Annotated in this window: 13 protein-coding genes; 9 read left to right on the top strand and 4 right to left on the bottom strand. The window is 41.6% G+C overall.

Translation table 11 applies throughout. The features are described from left to right. Entirely contained in the window at positions 1-657 is a 657-nt protein-coding gene (locus tag T543_RS14750) for a CatA-like O-acetyltransferase, family 3 (RefSeq protein WP_035769907.1), read from the top strand. 107 nt (positions 658-764) lie between these two features. Here the strand turns inward: T543_RS14750 and T543_RS14745 are convergent, their stop codons facing one another. After that, positions 765-1,256: an alpha/beta hydrolase gene (locus T543_RS14745; RefSeq protein ID WP_051638825.1), complete on the bottom strand. Its 492-nt coding sequence runs from the start codon at positions 1,254-1,256 to the stop codon at positions 765-767. Positions 1,257-1,326: 70 nt separating this feature from the next. Continuing rightward, the gene (locus T543_RS14740; protein WP_035769906.1) at positions 1,327-1,848 is read right to left on the bottom strand and encodes a DUF4256 domain-containing protein; all 522 of its coding nucleotides are present in this window, start codon (positions 1,846-1,848) and stop codon (positions 1,327-1,329) included. Positions 1,849-2,055: 207 nt separating this feature from the next. Between T543_RS14740 and T543_RS14735 the strand changes: the two genes are divergently transcribed. From T543_RS14735 to T543_RS14720, 4 genes are all read left to right on the top strand, one after another. Next, the gene (locus T543_RS14735) at positions 2,056-2,838 is read left to right on the top strand and encodes a PrsW family glutamic-type intramembrane protease (protein WP_035769905.1); all 783 of its coding nucleotides are present in this window, start codon (positions 2,056-2,058) and stop codon (positions 2,836-2,838) included. A 51-nt stretch (positions 2,839-2,889) separates the two neighbouring features. Next, complete coding sequence (locus tag T543_RS14730) at positions 2,890-3,720, top strand: CPBP family intramembrane glutamic endopeptidase (RefSeq protein WP_035769904.1); 831 nt, start codon at positions 2,890-2,892, stop codon at positions 3,718-3,720. Between the two features lie 129 nt (positions 3,721-3,849). Next, positions 3,850-4,185, top strand: a complete 336-nt coding sequence (locus T543_RS14725) for a metal-sensing transcriptional repressor (protein ID WP_035769901.1) — start codon at positions 3,850-3,852, stop codon at positions 4,183-4,185. Positions 4,186-4,231: 46 nt separating this feature from the next. Beyond that, a complete protein-coding gene (locus tag T543_RS14720) occupies positions 4,232-6,880 on the top strand; it encodes a heavy metal translocating P-type ATPase (protein ID WP_035769899.1) in 2,649 nt (882 codons plus the stop codon). A gap of 67 nt (positions 6,881-6,947) precedes the next feature. Here the strand turns inward: T543_RS14720 and T543_RS14715 are convergent, their stop codons facing one another. Next, entirely contained in the window at positions 6,948-7,292 is a 345-nt protein-coding gene (locus T543_RS14715; protein ID WP_035769897.1) for a winged helix-turn-helix transcriptional regulator, read from the bottom strand. 305 nt (positions 7,293-7,597) lie between these two features. On the opposite strand from T543_RS14715, the gene T543_RS14710 reads away from it, so the two are divergent. Both T543_RS14710 and T543_RS14705 read left to right on the top strand, forming a co-directional pair. Then, positions 7,598-8,248 (top strand): HAD family hydrolase, encoded by a 651-nt coding sequence (locus T543_RS14710; RefSeq protein WP_035769894.1) that lies wholly within the window; start codon positions 7,598-7,600, stop codon positions 8,246-8,248. Positions 8,249-8,326: 78 nt separating this feature from the next. Further along, positions 8,327-10,285, top strand: a complete 1,959-nt coding sequence (locus T543_RS14705; protein ID WP_035769891.1) for a glycoside hydrolase family 31 protein — start codon at positions 8,327-8,329, stop codon at positions 10,283-10,285. 101 nt (positions 10,286-10,386) lie between these two features. Here the strand turns inward: T543_RS14705 and T543_RS14700 are convergent, their stop codons facing one another. After that, entirely contained in the window at positions 10,387-11,118 is a 732-nt protein-coding gene (locus T543_RS14700) for a hypothetical protein (protein WP_035769889.1), read from the bottom strand. Between the two features lie 254 nt (positions 11,119-11,372). Between T543_RS14700 and T543_RS14695 the strand changes: the two genes are divergently transcribed. Together T543_RS14695 and T543_RS14690 are read left to right on the top strand one after the other, a co-directional pair. Continuing rightward, positions 11,373-12,911 carry an alanine/glycine:cation symporter family protein gene (locus tag T543_RS14695; protein WP_035769885.1) on the top strand — a complete coding sequence of 513 codons (1,539 nt, stop codon included), beginning with the start codon at positions 11,373-11,375 and terminating at the stop codon, positions 12,909-12,911. Positions 12,912-13,044: 133 nt separating this feature from the next. Then, positions 13,045-15,714, top strand: coding sequence for an alpha-L-rhamnosidase (locus tag T543_RS14690; protein WP_035770004.1), 2,670 nt, complete (start codon positions 13,045-13,047; stop codon positions 15,712-15,714). Positions 15,715-15,728: the final 14 nt, after the last annotated feature.

The raw sequence follows: 15,728 nt of genomic DNA, 5'->3' as shown, positions 1-15,728 counted from the left end.
ATGAACTATAAGGTAATTGACAGAGAGAAATACTATAGGAAAGATGTATTTCATCACTTTTCGGAAGATTGTAAATGTTCGACATCTATAACGGCAAGAATAGATGTCACAGATCTTGTCATTCATTCCAAGAAGACTGCGACTAAGTTTTATATAAATTTCCTATATATCCTCTCTAAGGTTATGAATTCACGTGAGGATTACAGGATGGGATATCTTTGGCAGACTGATGAACTGATCTGCTACGATGTGATCAATCCAACACAGTATGTTTTCCATGAAGATACGGAAACCTGCACTCCAGTATATACAGAATACTGTGAGGACTATGAAAAGTTCTACGTAGCTGCTTTACAGGATGTTGAAGAGGCAAAGAAGACAAGGAAATACGGGTTGGATATGGCTAACCATCCAAATTGGTTTGATGCATCATATATATCATGGTTATCTTATGATTCATTGAATGTTGAATTGCCGGATGGACATTTGTTTTTTGCTCCGATTACTAATTGGGGAAAATATAGAGAAGAGAACGGCAGACTTGTCATGCCAGTAACTGTTCGCCTAAATCATGCAATCGCAGATGGCTACTTGGTTGCAAATGTATTTCGACTATTGGAGCAGGAAATCCATTCATTTGTCGGGGAGATGCGGTAATAAGTAAAATCTTTACATTTGCATGAATACCCTCTATCCCAATATGAGATAGAGGGTTAAATCATTAATCTTAAAGTTTGCCAGGATACATGATGATCATAGAGTTTTCAATCATCACCTATTTTGACATTTCCGCTTCCAAGACCGTTTATATCATTGTCAAGGGGAAGCCATTCCAGAACCTTTTTGATCTGACTGCCCCAAAAATCCCAGTCATGTCCGCCTTTTTCTTCATCCCATGTTACATCAGCGCCTTTAGAAATGAGATAGTCACGAAGGTCTTTCCCGGCTGTGATCAGATCGTCCTCTGTACCGCAAGACATATAAAATTTAGGCATTTTGCATTTTTCTGCAATCAACTCATCAAATGCAACTTTAGGATTCACATTGGTAAGAACAGCTTTATCTATGTCGCCAAAAATAGTATTCTCACCACCTATATGCTGTGCATCCTTATCAAAGAGATGAACAGCTGATGAAAGACCAGCTATATGACTGAAAGTCTCAGAATAAACAATGCCGTTTCTCAATGCGCCATATCCGCCCATAGAGAGCCCGGCTATATAAGTATCCTCACGCTTATCAGACAGGGGGAACATTTTCCTTGTTATATCCTCTTATACATACCTTTTCCAAGCCCAAGGTTATCTCCAATTAAAAAACTTGAATTTATATAAGCGTATAACCTCTGAATCCGCGCACGGAATAGTACGAATCCGCCCCGTTATGGAATGTGAAAACCCTTCCGTAACGTCGTTCGCAGAACAATGCACCACCATTGTCGCGAATATCATCCGGCGTAGTGATCCAACTTGACGTTTTCAAATCAAATTCCCCGAGACTTTGCAGTCGGCGATAGAGTTCCTCCGTCATGATCAAAACGCCGATTTCTTTTGCTTTCCATTCGGCGCTGCCTGACGGCGGGTTTTTAGCACGCCCCTGTAATGCATTTTCGTCATAGCACAGGCTTCTGCGCCCAGAAGGGGACTCCTTTGCGCAGTCGCAGAAAATTAGCTTTCCCGTCTTTTCGTCATAGCCGATGGTATCCGGTTCTCCACCGCTCTCCTCCATCCTTCTCAAAACATCCATGGAGTCCTGATGCTCAAGCAAACGTTTCTCCACGTCAAGCCAACTCAGTTCCATATGAAGATTCTTATTATCCTGAAACCTCGCTTTTAATATTTCTAACATAGTTTCCCACTCCAATCCCCGATTTGTTTAATACTTAAATTCTAACTGTTTCAACCATTAAAATAAAGTCCACCAGTGTGAGTCTCATTTTCAACTTCAAGTTTTGAGAGGATAAAAAATTTTGTATAATTATATTAAAGTTACAGTAATTGTAAGAAAGGATCACGGTGGATATCCGTGAATCTATGTTAACGAGGGGGTATCAGGATGATTACTATTATTCAACAAATACTTGCAGGCTTAATAACTACCGGAATTTTGGGATGGCTCTATATGAGAATGATAAAAAGGGAAAAAGCTCCGCAGATCGGTATTCCTCAGGCTGTATTGCCAATTATTCTCGGCATAATTTCTGAAATAGTCGGGTCAAGAGCGGTTATGTTTTTGATGATGGGATTGGGAGAGAATGGTTCTGCAAAGTTTAATGAATTGCCGGTAGTTGCAAGACAATTTCTGGCTCCATTTTTATTCGCGGCGTTTCCGGAAGAGTTTATTAAGCTAATAATGGTAATCATAACTCTGTGCGTATTTAGAAAAAAGGTAAAGAATGTATATGAATATATATTGATAGGCGCAGCGGTAGGAATAGGTTTTTCTATAGCAGAAGATTATAGCTATGCATCTGAATTAATAGGCGTTTTCGTTAGACTGCCAATGCTTCCCGGTCACATGGCAATGGATATGCTTATGGGAGAATTCTTAGGTATAGCCATGTACAACAAGAAAAATAATGCAGGGCCTGTAGCAATTTTTAACATAGCTGCATTTGTTGCCCCGCTTATTATTCATACTTTATATGACGCAGGTACAACCAGTAATTTTATGGTATTTCAGGGAGCAGCAGATCAAAATAATCTGATGCTTACGATTGGTATCGTGTATGCATTAGTTGTAGTAGTCGGATTTATTGTTTATTCATTCCGCATGTTAATTAGATTCAAAAAGAAGGGTGATAAGTTCAATAATATGATTATTAGTGAAGCAGAATAATTGGATATAGCGTACATAGATAGTCTTTATTAATTTTTTAGGAGAAGGCATATGTTAAAGCGATACATTAATTTTCTGAAAAGGTCACCGATTATTACCGCAGCTATCTGCATTATTTACGTGGTCATTTGTTTTAAATCAATCAAAACCGACACTAATTTCCAGTTTTTCATAGTAAGAACAATGCTTTGTGGTGCTGTGTGTTTTTTCTTATATCAGATATCCGGAGATAAGGCTCTGACTAATTGTGATAATTCCACAGGCTATGTGCTTAAATATAGTCTGGGGTTCCTTATTTTGTCAGCATTATTTGGAGGCATTCTACTTATTTCACATATTGAGGAAAAAACACCATTAGTAGCCAACCCTTTAAGGGAAATGATCATTGTATTTCTCATGTATATGGCTGTTGGTTTATTTGAGGAGCTGGCTTTTAGAGCAGTTATAAATGATGCCATTATTTATAAATTCCGAAATTGGAAATATGTTTTCGTGCTCAGCGCTCTTGTTTCGTCCATTGTCTTTGGCGCTGTACATATTATTGGTTTTGATATGTCATCACCAACAGCCTGGGGGCAGGCTATTGGTAAAACAACTGAAGCCGGTCTGTTTGGATTTGCACTTCTTATACTTTATTGGAAGACCAGAAATATTTGGGCTTGTGCTATTGCTCACGGCTTAAATGATTTCTTTATTGATTGTCAATCTGGATTATTTGTGTATGAGAATACATCTAAGGGCTATATTAATGAAGGCGAAAATGCGATGAGAGCAATTATCATGTACTGCATTCTGTCTGTAATATATTTAATTTTCCTTTTTGTAATATGGAAGAAAGTGGGCAAGACAATAGATTTCAAAAAGATTAGAGAAGAATGGTAGGAGAGCCTGTTAGATAGAGGTTTAATACATCTGTTGACAGATACCCCGGGAGGGTATATATTGGATAAAAACCGATATACCCCACTGGGGTATTTTGCTGCGAAAATAATCCACACATGGAGGAAATATATGGCTGAGAACGAAAAGAATATGGAAGAAATGACCGGTAGTTGCCCACATTGCTCGGGTAAACATAAGGACAGAGAAGAGAAGGAAAAAAAGGATCTCATGAACAGGCTAAAAAGAATAGAGGGTCAGGTCCGCGGTGTTGAAGGCATGCTTGAAAATGATGCATACTGCACGGATATTTTAATCCAGGTCTCTGCCATTACCAGTGCATTAAACAGTTTCAATAAGGTTCTCTTGGCAAATCATATGAGAACCTGCGTGGCTGACAATATAAGAGAAGGCAATGACGAGATCATCGAAGAACTTGTTGTTACACTGCAAAAGTTGATGAAATGATAAATAGCTTTGACAGTATGCCCAAAGCTATAGTGAAAGGATAAAAATGGAACAGTACAATGTAACCGGAATGAGCTGTGCTGCATGCCAGAGTAGAGTTGAAAAGGTCGTTAATTCCGTGGACGGTGTTGAAAGCTGCGCGGTAAGCCTTCTTACAGGTTCTATGGGCGTGGAGGGAAGTGCACCTCCGGAAGAAATAATCAAGGCTGTGGAGTCAGCCGGTTATGGCGCAAGCCTGAAAAAAACTAATAAACAGGGAGCTTCATCTGCAAACTACGAGGATTCACTTAAGGATACAGAAACCCCGGTATTAAAGAGAAGACTGATTTTTTCTGTTATTTTGCTTGTTCCTCTTATGTATGTCTCAATGGGACATATGCTTTGGAACTGGCCGTTGCCGCCATTTCTGGATGGCAATCATGTGGGAATGGGGCTTTATGAGCTTTTAATTGTGGGCTTTATCATGGTAATAAACCAGAAGTTTTTTATCAGCGGTTTTAAAGGTCTATTGCACAGATCGCCCAACATGGACACGCTGGTAGCCCTTGGAGCAACAGCTTCTTATGCGTACAGTGTTTATGCGCTTTTTGCCATGACAAGAGCTGTGATGGATGCTAATACAGATGCTGTCATGTACTACATGGACCAGTTTTATTTTGAATCTGCTGCGACGATCCTGACGCTCATTACAGTAGGAAAAACTCTGGAAGCCAGATCCAAGGGAAAAACGACGGATGCCCTTAAATCACTTATAAGACTGGCTCCAAAGACTGCTGTTATATTGGATGGAGAAAACGAGAAAACCGTAGAGATAGACGAAGTAAAAGTTGGAGACAGATTTGTAGTAAAACCCGGGGATAGCATACCCGTAGACGGTATAGTCATAAAGGGCGAAAGTGCTGTAAATGAGTCTGCACTTACGGGCGAGAGTATTCCTGTGGAAAAAAAGACCGGCGATGCGGTTTCCGCAGCAACTATAAATACATCAGGGTACATGGTCTGCGAGGCTACTAAGGTAGGAGAGGACACAACTCTTGCAGGAATAATCAGAATGGTAAGCGATGCTGCTGCAACCAAGGCTCCGATTGCCAAAATAGCCGACAAAGTATCGGGAGTATTTGTACCTGTTGTTATCGGAATTTCATTTATCACATTTGTTATATGGCTCTTTGCCGGACAGACATTTGGGTATGCTATGGCAAGAGCAGTTTCAGTACTCGTAATAAGCTGCCCCTGCGCATTGGGACTTGCAACACCTGTTGCGATAATGGTTGGAAACGGTGTGGGCGCTAAAAACGGAATTCTGTTTAAAACGGCCGCCATACAGGAACTTACCGGTAAAATAAAAATCGTAGCACTCGATAAGACAGGAACAATCACTACAGGAATCATGCGCGTTACAGACGTTATTTCGACTAAGGATTCTAACGAAGAAGAGCTTTTAAGGGCTGCCTATGCGCTGGAATCAAAGAGTGAGCACCCTATATCAAAGGCAATCGTGGAATATGCGATAGAGCATGATACAGGACTTGAGGAAACGACTGAGTTTGAAGTTTTTTCCGGAAACGGACTAAAGGCAAAGCTTAGTGGAGCGCAGATTTTTGGCGGAAATGCGAGATTTATCGAGAGTATTCTCGGAGATAATAAGGCTTTATCAGAAACAACAGTTAAGAGAATAGATGCAGATAACGCTAAAATCGCCGATGCGAGAGTATCAGAAGTCATGAAAGAACTGGCCGCTCTTGGCAGGACACCGGTCCTTTTTACAAAAGACAATAAGCTTATTGGTTTGATCGCAGTAGCTGACACCATAAAAGATGATACCCCCCAGGCGGTATCTGAGCTAAAAAACATGGGAATTCATGTGGTCATGCTTACAGGTGATAATGAAGTCACAGCAGGAGCTATCGCACAGCAGGTCGGTGTTGATGAAGTTGTTGCAGGAGTGCTTCCCGATGGAAAAGAAGCAGTTATAAGAAAGCTCATGGAGCACGGAAAAGTTGCCATGGTTGGCGATGGAATTAACGATGCACCGGCCCTTACCAGGGCAGATGTCGGAATAGCTATAGGAGCAGGAACGGACATTGCTATTGATGCAGCCGACGTGGTGCTTATGAAGAGCAGTATTCGTGATGTGTGCGCTGCAATCAGAATTTCCAGGGCGACTATCAGAAATATACATGAGAATCTGTTCTGGGCATTTTTCTATAACGTCATAGGAATTCCTCTTGCTGCAGGCGCATATGTGGCAGCCTTTGGATGGACACTTAATCCGATGTTTGGAGCGGCGGCCATGGGACTTTCAAGCTTTTGCGTAGTTTCAAATGCACTGAGGCTAAACTGGATAAAGGTATTTGATGGGAGCAGAGACAAAAAAGTCAAAAACCCCATTGAACATAGTATTGTTGGATCAGGAGCAGATCCGACAGATGTGATAATAGATAATGACATAAATGAAACAAATATTGATGAAAAGGAGAATAAAGAAATGAAGATCAATGTAAACGGAATGATGTGTGCACACTGCGAGGCTCATGTAAAGAAGGCGCTTGAAGCAATCGACGGAATAGAATCAGCAGTTGCATCCCATGAGGATAACATGGTAACTATCACAAGTTCCTCAGATGTTAATGAGGAACTTATCAAGGCTGCCGTTACAGAAGCCGGCTATGAGTATGCGGGAATAGCACAGTAATGGTGCTGGATTAGAGCAGCGACAGTGTAGCATGGCAACTACAAAAGCGGCGCAATAAGATAAAAGATTAAAGATTCTCCTCGCCCCATTTTTTCAGTGAAAGAAGAATGGGGATGAGGGTTCTTGCTTTATCTGTAAGGTTGTATTCAACTCTTACAGGCATTTCATCATATTGTTTTCTTTCAACAAGTCCATCCGCTTCAAGCTCTTTCAGGGAGTTTGCGAGCATAGTGTTGGTTATTCCATGGACTGAGCGGCTAAGCTCACCGTACCTGGCAACTTCATTATTATCGATGACGCACAGAATCATGATCTTCCATTTACCGCCAATGATATCTATCACTTTTTTTAGACCGCATCCTTTTCCTGCGATATCTTCGCATAAGGGCTCTTTTTTCTCTTTTTTTCTCATAATACTAGTCCTCACGGAGAATTTATCTTTTGTTCGAATTCGTAATACGGTTCGAGATAAAATCTGTATACTTGATATATTTTTTATACTATCCATAATAGGAGTGTTTTACGCGAAAATCAATTGAAGAAACTAAATTACAAAATCTTTATAGGAAGCGAGTGCTTTGCTATTGCTTTTCTTTTTTGTATCAAAGGAAATTGTTTTCATGTGATATAAAAAACGCTCCGCTATGGATGCGAACATGGTACAATCAGAAATATACGACTTTTTGCCTGCAAGAAGTCATAGCTTGGAGGAAAAAAATGACAGATATAAAAGCAGTTCTGTTTGATCTGGACGGAACATTGATAGATACAGAAAAATACTACCAGAGGGTATGGCCTGATGCTGTGGCGCATTTTGGCTACACAATGACAAAGGATATGGCATTGCAGCTGCGAAGCTTGGGACGACCGTTTGCACCTGCCAAATTCAGAGAATGGTTTGGAGATGATTTCGACTATGACGAAGTGCGTGCATACAGAAAGGGACTCTTTGAAAATCTGATAAAAGAGGAAGGTCTTCATCTTAAGCCCGGAGCGGAAGAGATTCTTAAATGGCTCAAGGCCAACAATATTTTGATATCAACGGCTACGGCAACGGACGAGGAGCGCACCACCAGATATCTTGAGAAGGTCGGGCTTTTGGGATATTTTGATAAGATATGCTGCGCAACTCAGGTAAAAGAGGGAAAGCCGGCACCGGACATATATCTCTATGCGGTAGAGCAGGTAGGCGTTCCCAAGGAAAAATGTATAGCAGTAGAGGATGCTCCTAATGGCGTGCGTTCTGCCAGTGCAGCCGGTTTGCGCACCATATACATCCCCGATACACATGATGACGAGGAAGAGGTTAGAGGTCTGTACTACAAGAAGCTTCAATCACTAACGGAGCTGAATGACATGTTGAAATGACCCACCGGGACGGGGTTTGGAGATCATTTTTTGGTCCACAAACCCCGTCCCCCAGGTTCCAAAAGGAGGGAGTTTACAATGATCAAGAAATTCAGGATTGGAAATCCAATCGAGACAGATTCTGTAGTAACCAAAATTGATATTGAGAACGGCAAAATCCCATATTTTGAGACGGTAAGCGCAGAGAAAAAGCTTACTCTCAAGATGGAGAAGTCTGACAGAGTATACGGACTTGGTGAGACTGTCCGCGGGATAAACAAGAGAGGATATATTTTTACCAGCAACTGCTCTGATGATCCCAATCACACAGAGGATAAGAGATCTTTGTATGCTGCGCAGAATTTTTTTGTCTTTTGGGGAAAAGTCAAGGGATTTGGAATGTATGTAGATACGCCCGGACATGTATCTTTTGATATCGGATATACCGACAAAGACATCTTTTCCATAATCTTCGAGGATTTTGACGCAGATATCTACGTTGTTGACGGTGACAGCATAAAAGATATAGTAAAGCAGTTTAGGGGAATCATCGGCAAAAGCTATGTTCCTCCAAGATGGGCGTTTGGATTTGGCCAGAGTAGATGGAGCTATATGAACGAGCAGGAAGTCAGGGAAGTTGTAGATAACTATGACAAACAGGATATTCCGATAGACAGCGTTTATCTTGACATTGATTATATGGAAAGATATAAGGACTTTACCATAGATGATGAAAGATTCCCTGATTTTACGGCCTTTGTAAAGGAGATGTCTGACAAAGGCATTCACCTCGTGCCTATCATCGATGCCGGTGTAAAGATCGAAGACGGCTATGATGTCTACGAGGAAGGCGTTAAAAATGACTATTTCTGCAAAAAAGAAAATGGCGAAAACCTGGTTGCAGCAGTATGGCCCGGCAAAGTACACTTCCCGGATTTCTTAAAAGATGACACAAGGCGCTGGTTTGGAGAAAAGTACAAGGTTCTTCTTGACTATGGAATTGACGGATTCTGGAATGACATGAACGAGCCTGCAATTTTTTACACGGAAGACCATTTGAAAGAGGTATTTAAGCAGCTAAAAGACTATGAAGGAAAAAACCTTGATATAGAATCATTCTTCAATATGCAGGGCCTTGTTGGCGGCCTGGCAAACAATGAAGAGGATTACAGAAGATTTTATCATGAATATAAGGGTAAAAAATACAGACATGATAAAGTCCACAATATTTTCGGCTACAATATGACAAGGGCTGCTGGAGAGGCGTTTGAGAGGCTCTCACCCGATAAGAGGATATTGATGTTCTCAAGATCATCATACATCGGAATGCACCGCTACGGCGGTGTCTGGTGTGGCGATAACAAGTCCTGGTGGAGTCACCTGCTCCTTAATATTCAGCAGATGCCTGCTCTTAATATGTGCGGATTCTTATACAGCGGTGCGGATGTAGGCGGCTTTGGCGCAGACGTCACAGAAGATCTGCTCATGAGGTGGATCGAATTTGGCATTTTCACACCACTTTTCAGAGACCACTCCGCAAAAGGCACCAGAAGACAGGAGCTTTACCGCTTTGTTGATAAAGAAAGCTTCAAGAACATCGTAAGACTCAGATATTCGCTCATACCATATCTCTACTCAGAGTTCATGAAGGCTGTTAACAATGATGGAATGCTGTTTACACCGCTGAGCTTCGAATATCCGGATGATGAGATGGCTTATGAAGTGGAAGACCAGCTTCTTGTCGGAGAAAGCATCATGATAGCGCCCATTTACAAGCAGAACGCATCCGGAAGATATGTATACCTGCCCGAAGAAATGAAGCTGTGCAGATTCAGAAGCTATGAGGATTATGATGTTGAGATAATAGAAAAAGGCCATCACTACATTAAGGCTGACCTTAACGAGGTTCTGGTATTTATCAGAAAAGGCCATGCACTTCCTCTTGCTGCGCCTGTAGAGCGAACAGAAAAGATAGACTATAACGGCTTAAAATACGAATGCTTTGAATGCGATAAAGATGATTACGAAATGTACGTGGACGATGGCATTTCAAGGTAATTCTGCCCGGGACGGTTTTTTGTGTGCTATTTTGGGGTGGTGCCCCGGGACGGGGGTAGTGAGTCAATCTGTTATGTCTTATTGACTCACGCCCCTGTGACTTAAAACTTCTTTGATGCTACAGGACTATATTTTGCATATCCTTTAACACCAGCAACCTTAGTATAAGGTCTTATTCTGACATATACTTTCTTGCCTCTCATTTTCTTGGGAAGAGTGAGAGTCTTTGATGTTTTCTTTGCACCATTTACGGTGTATTTCTTCACATTTTTGCTAAAGTCTTTAGAAGTGGATATCTGAACCTCAAAGCCATTTACAGAAGAGAGCTTTTTCCAGGATACAATTACTTTATTGCCGGTAGAAGCTTTTACCTTGGGCTTTTTAAGGTTGAATTTTGCAATTTCCATGTGGAACTTGACGTTTATAGGATCCATCATATCGTTTCCGCCGGAAAGGCTTGCTTTGATGTAGTAGGTACCTTTTTCGAGGTTAGCTTTTTCTACGCCTTTAGTGTTGATAAAAAGAGGCAGACTGAACTTAAGCGACCCATTTTCATCATAAACTCCAATGCCGGGGCCATGCTGATATGATGAGCTTTCACCATATAATTCAACCATATAGGAATCATCAAGTGTTATCTTGTACCATTTTGCGGCACTTGATCCCTTAAGGTCTACAGATTCCTGATCCCCAAATGATATTTCTTTGGCACTTCTGTCTACGGCTTCTGCGCTGGAACTAATAGGATTAAATCCGATGAATGCAAGAGCAGACGCAGCGATTAGTGCTGTCTTGATCAGTAGTGATTTGATTTTTGTTTCCTTCATTTTCATTAAACTAATTCCCTCCATTAATATTTTCAATAACGTTCATAATTATAGCACAGAATAGATTTTAAGATTATTTTTTTGCGAAAAATTGCAGTTCTACAGTCGATATGTGGTATTCTGAATATAGTGAAAATGGAGGGACCAAAGAAAAGTATTAGGAGCTGGTTACCGTTAGCGACCGTATTTTGGTCGGTTACGGTATCCGCATCCGACCGGACTATGTCAGATAAAAACTATCGTTTTTAGAGGAGGAGAGTATGGAAGCACTGTTAAAAGTTATATCTGCAATCTGCGCAAAGATCCAGGTAGTTTCTGATCTGTTTTGGGATTTTCCTACGAATTTTGAATGGTACGCCGGGATACCGATCCTGGGGAACTTTTCACTGGCAATAATACTGCTCATAGGTTCAGGGATTTATTTTTCAGTAAGGCTCAGATTCATACAGGTGAGAAAGTTCAAAAGAGGTATAGAAGTGCTGAAAAACAGCAAGGCGCAAACCGGAATTTCACCTCTTGCATCTTTCTTTTTGTCAACGGCTATGAGAGTCGGACCCGGAAATATACTGGGAGTAACAGGTGCTGTGTCTGTGGGCGGTCCCGGAGCACTTCTGTGGATGTGGATTTCCGCATTTTTTGGGATGGCGACAGCCTTTGTTGAATCTACGTTATCTCAGATTTTTAAAGAGAGAAAAGACGATGAGTATATTGGCGGAATGGCATTCTATGGCAGAAGACTTATAAAAAACTCAGCGGCGGTTGGCGCGGTGCTTTCACTGATGTACATAGTCTATGCGCTTTTGTGTTTCCCTGCGCAAGGCTTTAACTCCGTATCCGCGATGGGACAGATAGCATCTATTTTGTGCGGAAAAGAATTGCCGACTACACATGCGGTATATTGGTGCGGTTTTGTGATCATTCTTTTGGTAGTTATAGCTGTATCTTTTGGCGGAACCAAAAAAATCTCAAAGGTTACAGATGTGCTTGTTCCGGTAATGGCAGTTGTGTATTTATTGACGGTTCTGGTGCTGATCCTGCTCAATATAACAAGGGTACCGTGGTTTTTCTATGCTGTATTTACAGAGGCATTTAAGCCTGAAGCTGTTTTTGGCGGCGCTTTTGGAATCGCTCTTATGCAGGGCGTAAAGAGAGGTCTTATGTCTAATGAAGCAGGTCAGGGAACCATAACCATGCCGGCGGCCGCTTCAGATGCTGCGCATCCTTGTGATCAGGGCTGCGTTCAGGCAATTGGTGTTTTCCTTGATACGATCATTATATGTACCTTGACAGGTTTCGTTGTAATCATGGGCAGAGTATGGCTGACAGATAATGGCGCTGCATGGGTTGAACTGGGAAAACTCCCCAAGTATCTGGCTTCAGCAGCTGAGCTTACTCCCGGAACTACCTTTAACAACATCGTTACTTTGCTGATTTCCGTTTGCTTTGGGCTTTTTGCATTTACCTGCCTTCTTGGATTCATGTCATTTTCTGAAATCTGCGCAAACAGGATCAGTAAAAAGAAATCTTTCATAAATGCGATCAGAATACTGGATCTTATAGTGATAAGCTTCGGCATCCTTACTTCGATAGTAGGCATGGATCTTGGCGCTCTTTGGGATTTGTCGGATTTTGCCAATATCCTGATTGCATACTGCAACATCCCGCTTTTGTATATCGGATTTAAGTATGTCAATAAGGCCCGTATACACTATGAAAAAGAGGATGGAACTCCGTTTGATTCAAGTGTTGTGGGAGTTGATATTGAGGTTTGGGATGAAAAGGCGAAGCAATCAAAATAAAATGGTACCTAAACCCTGTCCCGGGGGACCATTTTGAAGTTTGGGACGAAAAGGCGAAGCAATCAAAATAAAATGGTCCACAAACCCCGTCCCGGGGGACCATTCCGGTTGAATGAATGGAGGTTATGCTGCGATGAGGATAGTTGACTTAAAGTGTAATTATCAGATTAATCCTATTGGTATCAGTTTGGATAAAGTGACTTTTACCTGGAAATGTCTGGATGCAAAGGGAACAAAAACTAAAAAAGCGCGCATTATTGTAGCCGAGGATAGTGATTTTGAGCATATTTGCTTAAATGAAGAAAAGGATGTAATAAGCCCCTTTTCACCGGACTGTGATTTTAGGCCCGGAAGGGAGTATTTTTGGAAAATTAATGTTACAGACAATGAAGGTGATACCTGTGAAAGCGCGGTACACACCTTTGAGGGAGGGCATCCCGAAGAAAGCTTTAAGGGCAAGTGGATTACTCCGAAGTTTACGCATGAGCTTCATCCGGTCATGAGAAAGAACTTTACACTGACAAGGGATGAACTTGATAGCATAAAGCAAGGCAGACTGTATATATGCGGACTTGGGCTATATGAAGCATATATCAACGGAAAAAAGGTGGGAGAAGACTTCCTTGCACCATATTTTACAGATTACAGATATTGGATCCAGTACCAGACCTACCAGATCGAAGACTACCTGAAGGAAGGTGAAAATCTTATCACTGTTTATCTAGGAAATGGCTGGTTTAAGGGCAGATTTGGGTATATGGCCAATGGGCAGATGCAGGAATACTACGGAAATAAATTCCTTCTTCTTGCAGATATACTTCTAAAAGGCGACAATGTAAATAAATGGATATCTACTGATGAGAGCTGGGATTGCCAGTTATCACCTGTATCATCTTCCGGAATATATGACGGCGAAGTGTGGGATGAGAGACTTCAGGATAAGGTGTCTGATCCCGATGAGAGAATCCTGTCGAAAGCAGTTGTAACATCTCCTCCAAAGGGAAAACTTATGCCCATGACAGGTCTTCCTGTTCGCGAGCATGAGAGATTTAAACCGGAAAAAGTGATAAATACACCGGCAGGAGAACTGGTAATTGATTTTGGTCAGGAAATAAGCGGTTTTTGCGAGTTTACTGACGTAACAGGAAAAGAAAATTCGGTACTGCTTGAATATGGAGAAGTTTTGCAGAACGGGTGCTTTTACAGAGATAATCTGCGTACTGCGACCGCAAGATACACACATATAAGTTCGGGAAAAAGTGTGAGGGCCAGAGCCCACTTTACATTCTATGGATTCAGGTATGTAAAAGTATCCGGAATGACCAAAGAGGAAATTGAGAAGGCAGAATTTGAGGCTGTTTCATTGTACTCAGACATAGAAGAAACCGGACATATCATCACTTCAAACGATAAGGTAAACAGACTGATCCTGAATACTCTATGGGGGCAAAAGGATAATTTCGTTGATATTCCTACAGACTGTCCTCAGAGAGATGAAAGATGCGGATGGACAGGAGATGCCCAGATTTTCTCAGGTACGGCATCCTACCATATGGAGACGCCTTCTTTCTTTAGAAAGTATTTGAAGGATATGCTCTTTGAACAAAAGGAGAAAAACGGGGCAGTTCCTTACGTTGTGCCGGATGTTTTGTCTATCGGAAGAGAAAAGATGGCAGAGCCTGAATTTGACATTGCACAATCAGGATGGGGCGAAGCAGGATCGAGCGTCTGGGGAGATGCGGCAGTCGTAATCCCGTGGACAATGTACCTGCATTATGGCAATAGAAAATGGCTGTCGGAACAGTATTCCAACATGAAAGCATGGTGTGAGTTCATGATCAGCATGGAAGAGAAACACTGTGGTGGCAGGAGATTGTGGGATTGCGGATTCCACTTTGGAGACTGGCTTTCTCTTGATGCAGGTGGCGATACAACAGGAATGGATAATTTAGTGGGAGGAACCGACCCCTATTTCATATCTTCTCTGTATTACATGGTATCACTTGATATGACATCCAAAGCAGCCGGGATCATAGGCAATACTGAGGATGAACAACAATACCTGAAGCGATCACTCGAAGTAAGAAAAGCCTTAAGAGAAAAATACAGAGTAGGAAACGGTCAGCTGTCGATAAATACACAGACAGCTTATGCAACATCAATTTGGTTTGACCTTTTTGACGAAGATGAGATGGAGGAAGCTGGAAACAATCTTCGTAAACTCCTTGAAAAGTGGAATCATCATCTTGCTACTGGATTTGTGGGAACGACTTTTTTATGTAGTGCTCTTACCAAAACAGGGCACTGCGAAGAGGCATATACGCTACTTTTAAATGAAGATTATCCAAGTTGGCTTTATGAGGTAAATCTGGGAGCAACTACCATTTGGGAGAGGTGGAATTCACTCCTTCCTGATGGAAAGATAAGTGGCACCGGAATGAATAGCCTTAATCACTATGCTTACGGTGCAATAGCAGAATGGATCTATACTATGGCATGCGGGTTATCTGTAGACGATGACCACATTGCCGGAAGAAAAATGATCATTGCTCCTCATACGGATAAGCGCTTTGCACACATGAAGGCATCTGTTAATATGACTACAGGTATATATGAATCGGGATGGGAGCTTAGCGGCAATACTGTATGCTATACATTCAGCGTTCCTTTTGACGGAGAAGCTGTTTTCGTGCCGGACCTTGAACTGTCGGATATTTCATTAAACGGGAAGAATATATCTAAAAAAGAGCTTGAAGAAACTGTATTTTTAAAGGGCAGTTATACGATAAAGGCATCGTTTTAAAAAATGGTCCACAA

Source organism: Butyrivibrio sp. NC2002 (assembly GCF_000702265.1).
Classification (GTDB): domain Bacteria; phylum Bacillota; class Clostridia; order Lachnospirales; family Lachnospiraceae; genus Butyrivibrio.
Note: the sequence above shows the minus strand (reverse complement) of the source record. Positions and strands in the feature narration are given on the sequence as shown.

Bases quoted from the DNA above. Each gene is read 5' to 3' on its own strand.
- T543_RS14750 (WP_035769907.1), top strand. From the start codon at position 1: ATGAACTATAAGGTAATTGACAGAGAGAAATACTATAGGAAAGATGTA.
- T543_RS14745 (WP_051638825.1), bottom strand. From the start codon at position 1,256: ATGTTCCCCCTGTCTGATAAGCGTGAGGATACTTATATAGCCGGGCTC.
- T543_RS14740 (WP_035769906.1), bottom strand. From the start codon at position 1,848: ATGTTAGAAATATTAAAAGCGAGGTTTCAGGATAATAAGAATCTTCAT.
- T543_RS14735 (WP_035769905.1), top strand. From the start codon at position 2,056: ATGATTACTATTATTCAACAAATACTTGCAGGCTTAATAACTACCGGA.
- T543_RS14730 (WP_035769904.1), top strand. From the start codon at position 2,890: ATGTTAAAGCGATACATTAATTTTCTGAAAAGGTCACCGATTATTACC.
- T543_RS14725 (WP_035769901.1), top strand. From the start codon at position 3,850: ATGGCTGAGAACGAAAAGAATATGGAAGAAATGACCGGTAGTTGCCCA.
- T543_RS14720 (WP_035769899.1), top strand. From the start codon at position 4,232: ATGGAACAGTACAATGTAACCGGAATGAGCTGTGCTGCATGCCAGAGT.
- T543_RS14715 (WP_035769897.1), bottom strand. From the start codon at position 7,292: ATGAGAAAAAAAGAGAAAAAAGAGCCCTTATGCGAAGATATCGCAGGA.
- T543_RS14710 (WP_035769894.1), top strand. From the start codon at position 7,598: ATGACAGATATAAAAGCAGTTCTGTTTGATCTGGACGGAACATTGATA.
- T543_RS14705 (WP_035769891.1), top strand. From the start codon at position 8,327: ATGATCAAGAAATTCAGGATTGGAAATCCAATCGAGACAGATTCTGTA.
- T543_RS14700 (WP_035769889.1), bottom strand. From the start codon at position 11,118: ATGAAAATGAAGGAAACAAAAATCAAATCACTACTGATCAAGACAGCA.
- T543_RS14695 (WP_035769885.1), top strand. From the start codon at position 11,373: ATGGAAGCACTGTTAAAAGTTATATCTGCAATCTGCGCAAAGATCCAG.
- T543_RS14690 (WP_035770004.1), top strand. From the start codon at position 13,045: ATGAGGATAGTTGACTTAAAGTGTAATTATCAGATTAATCCTATTGGT.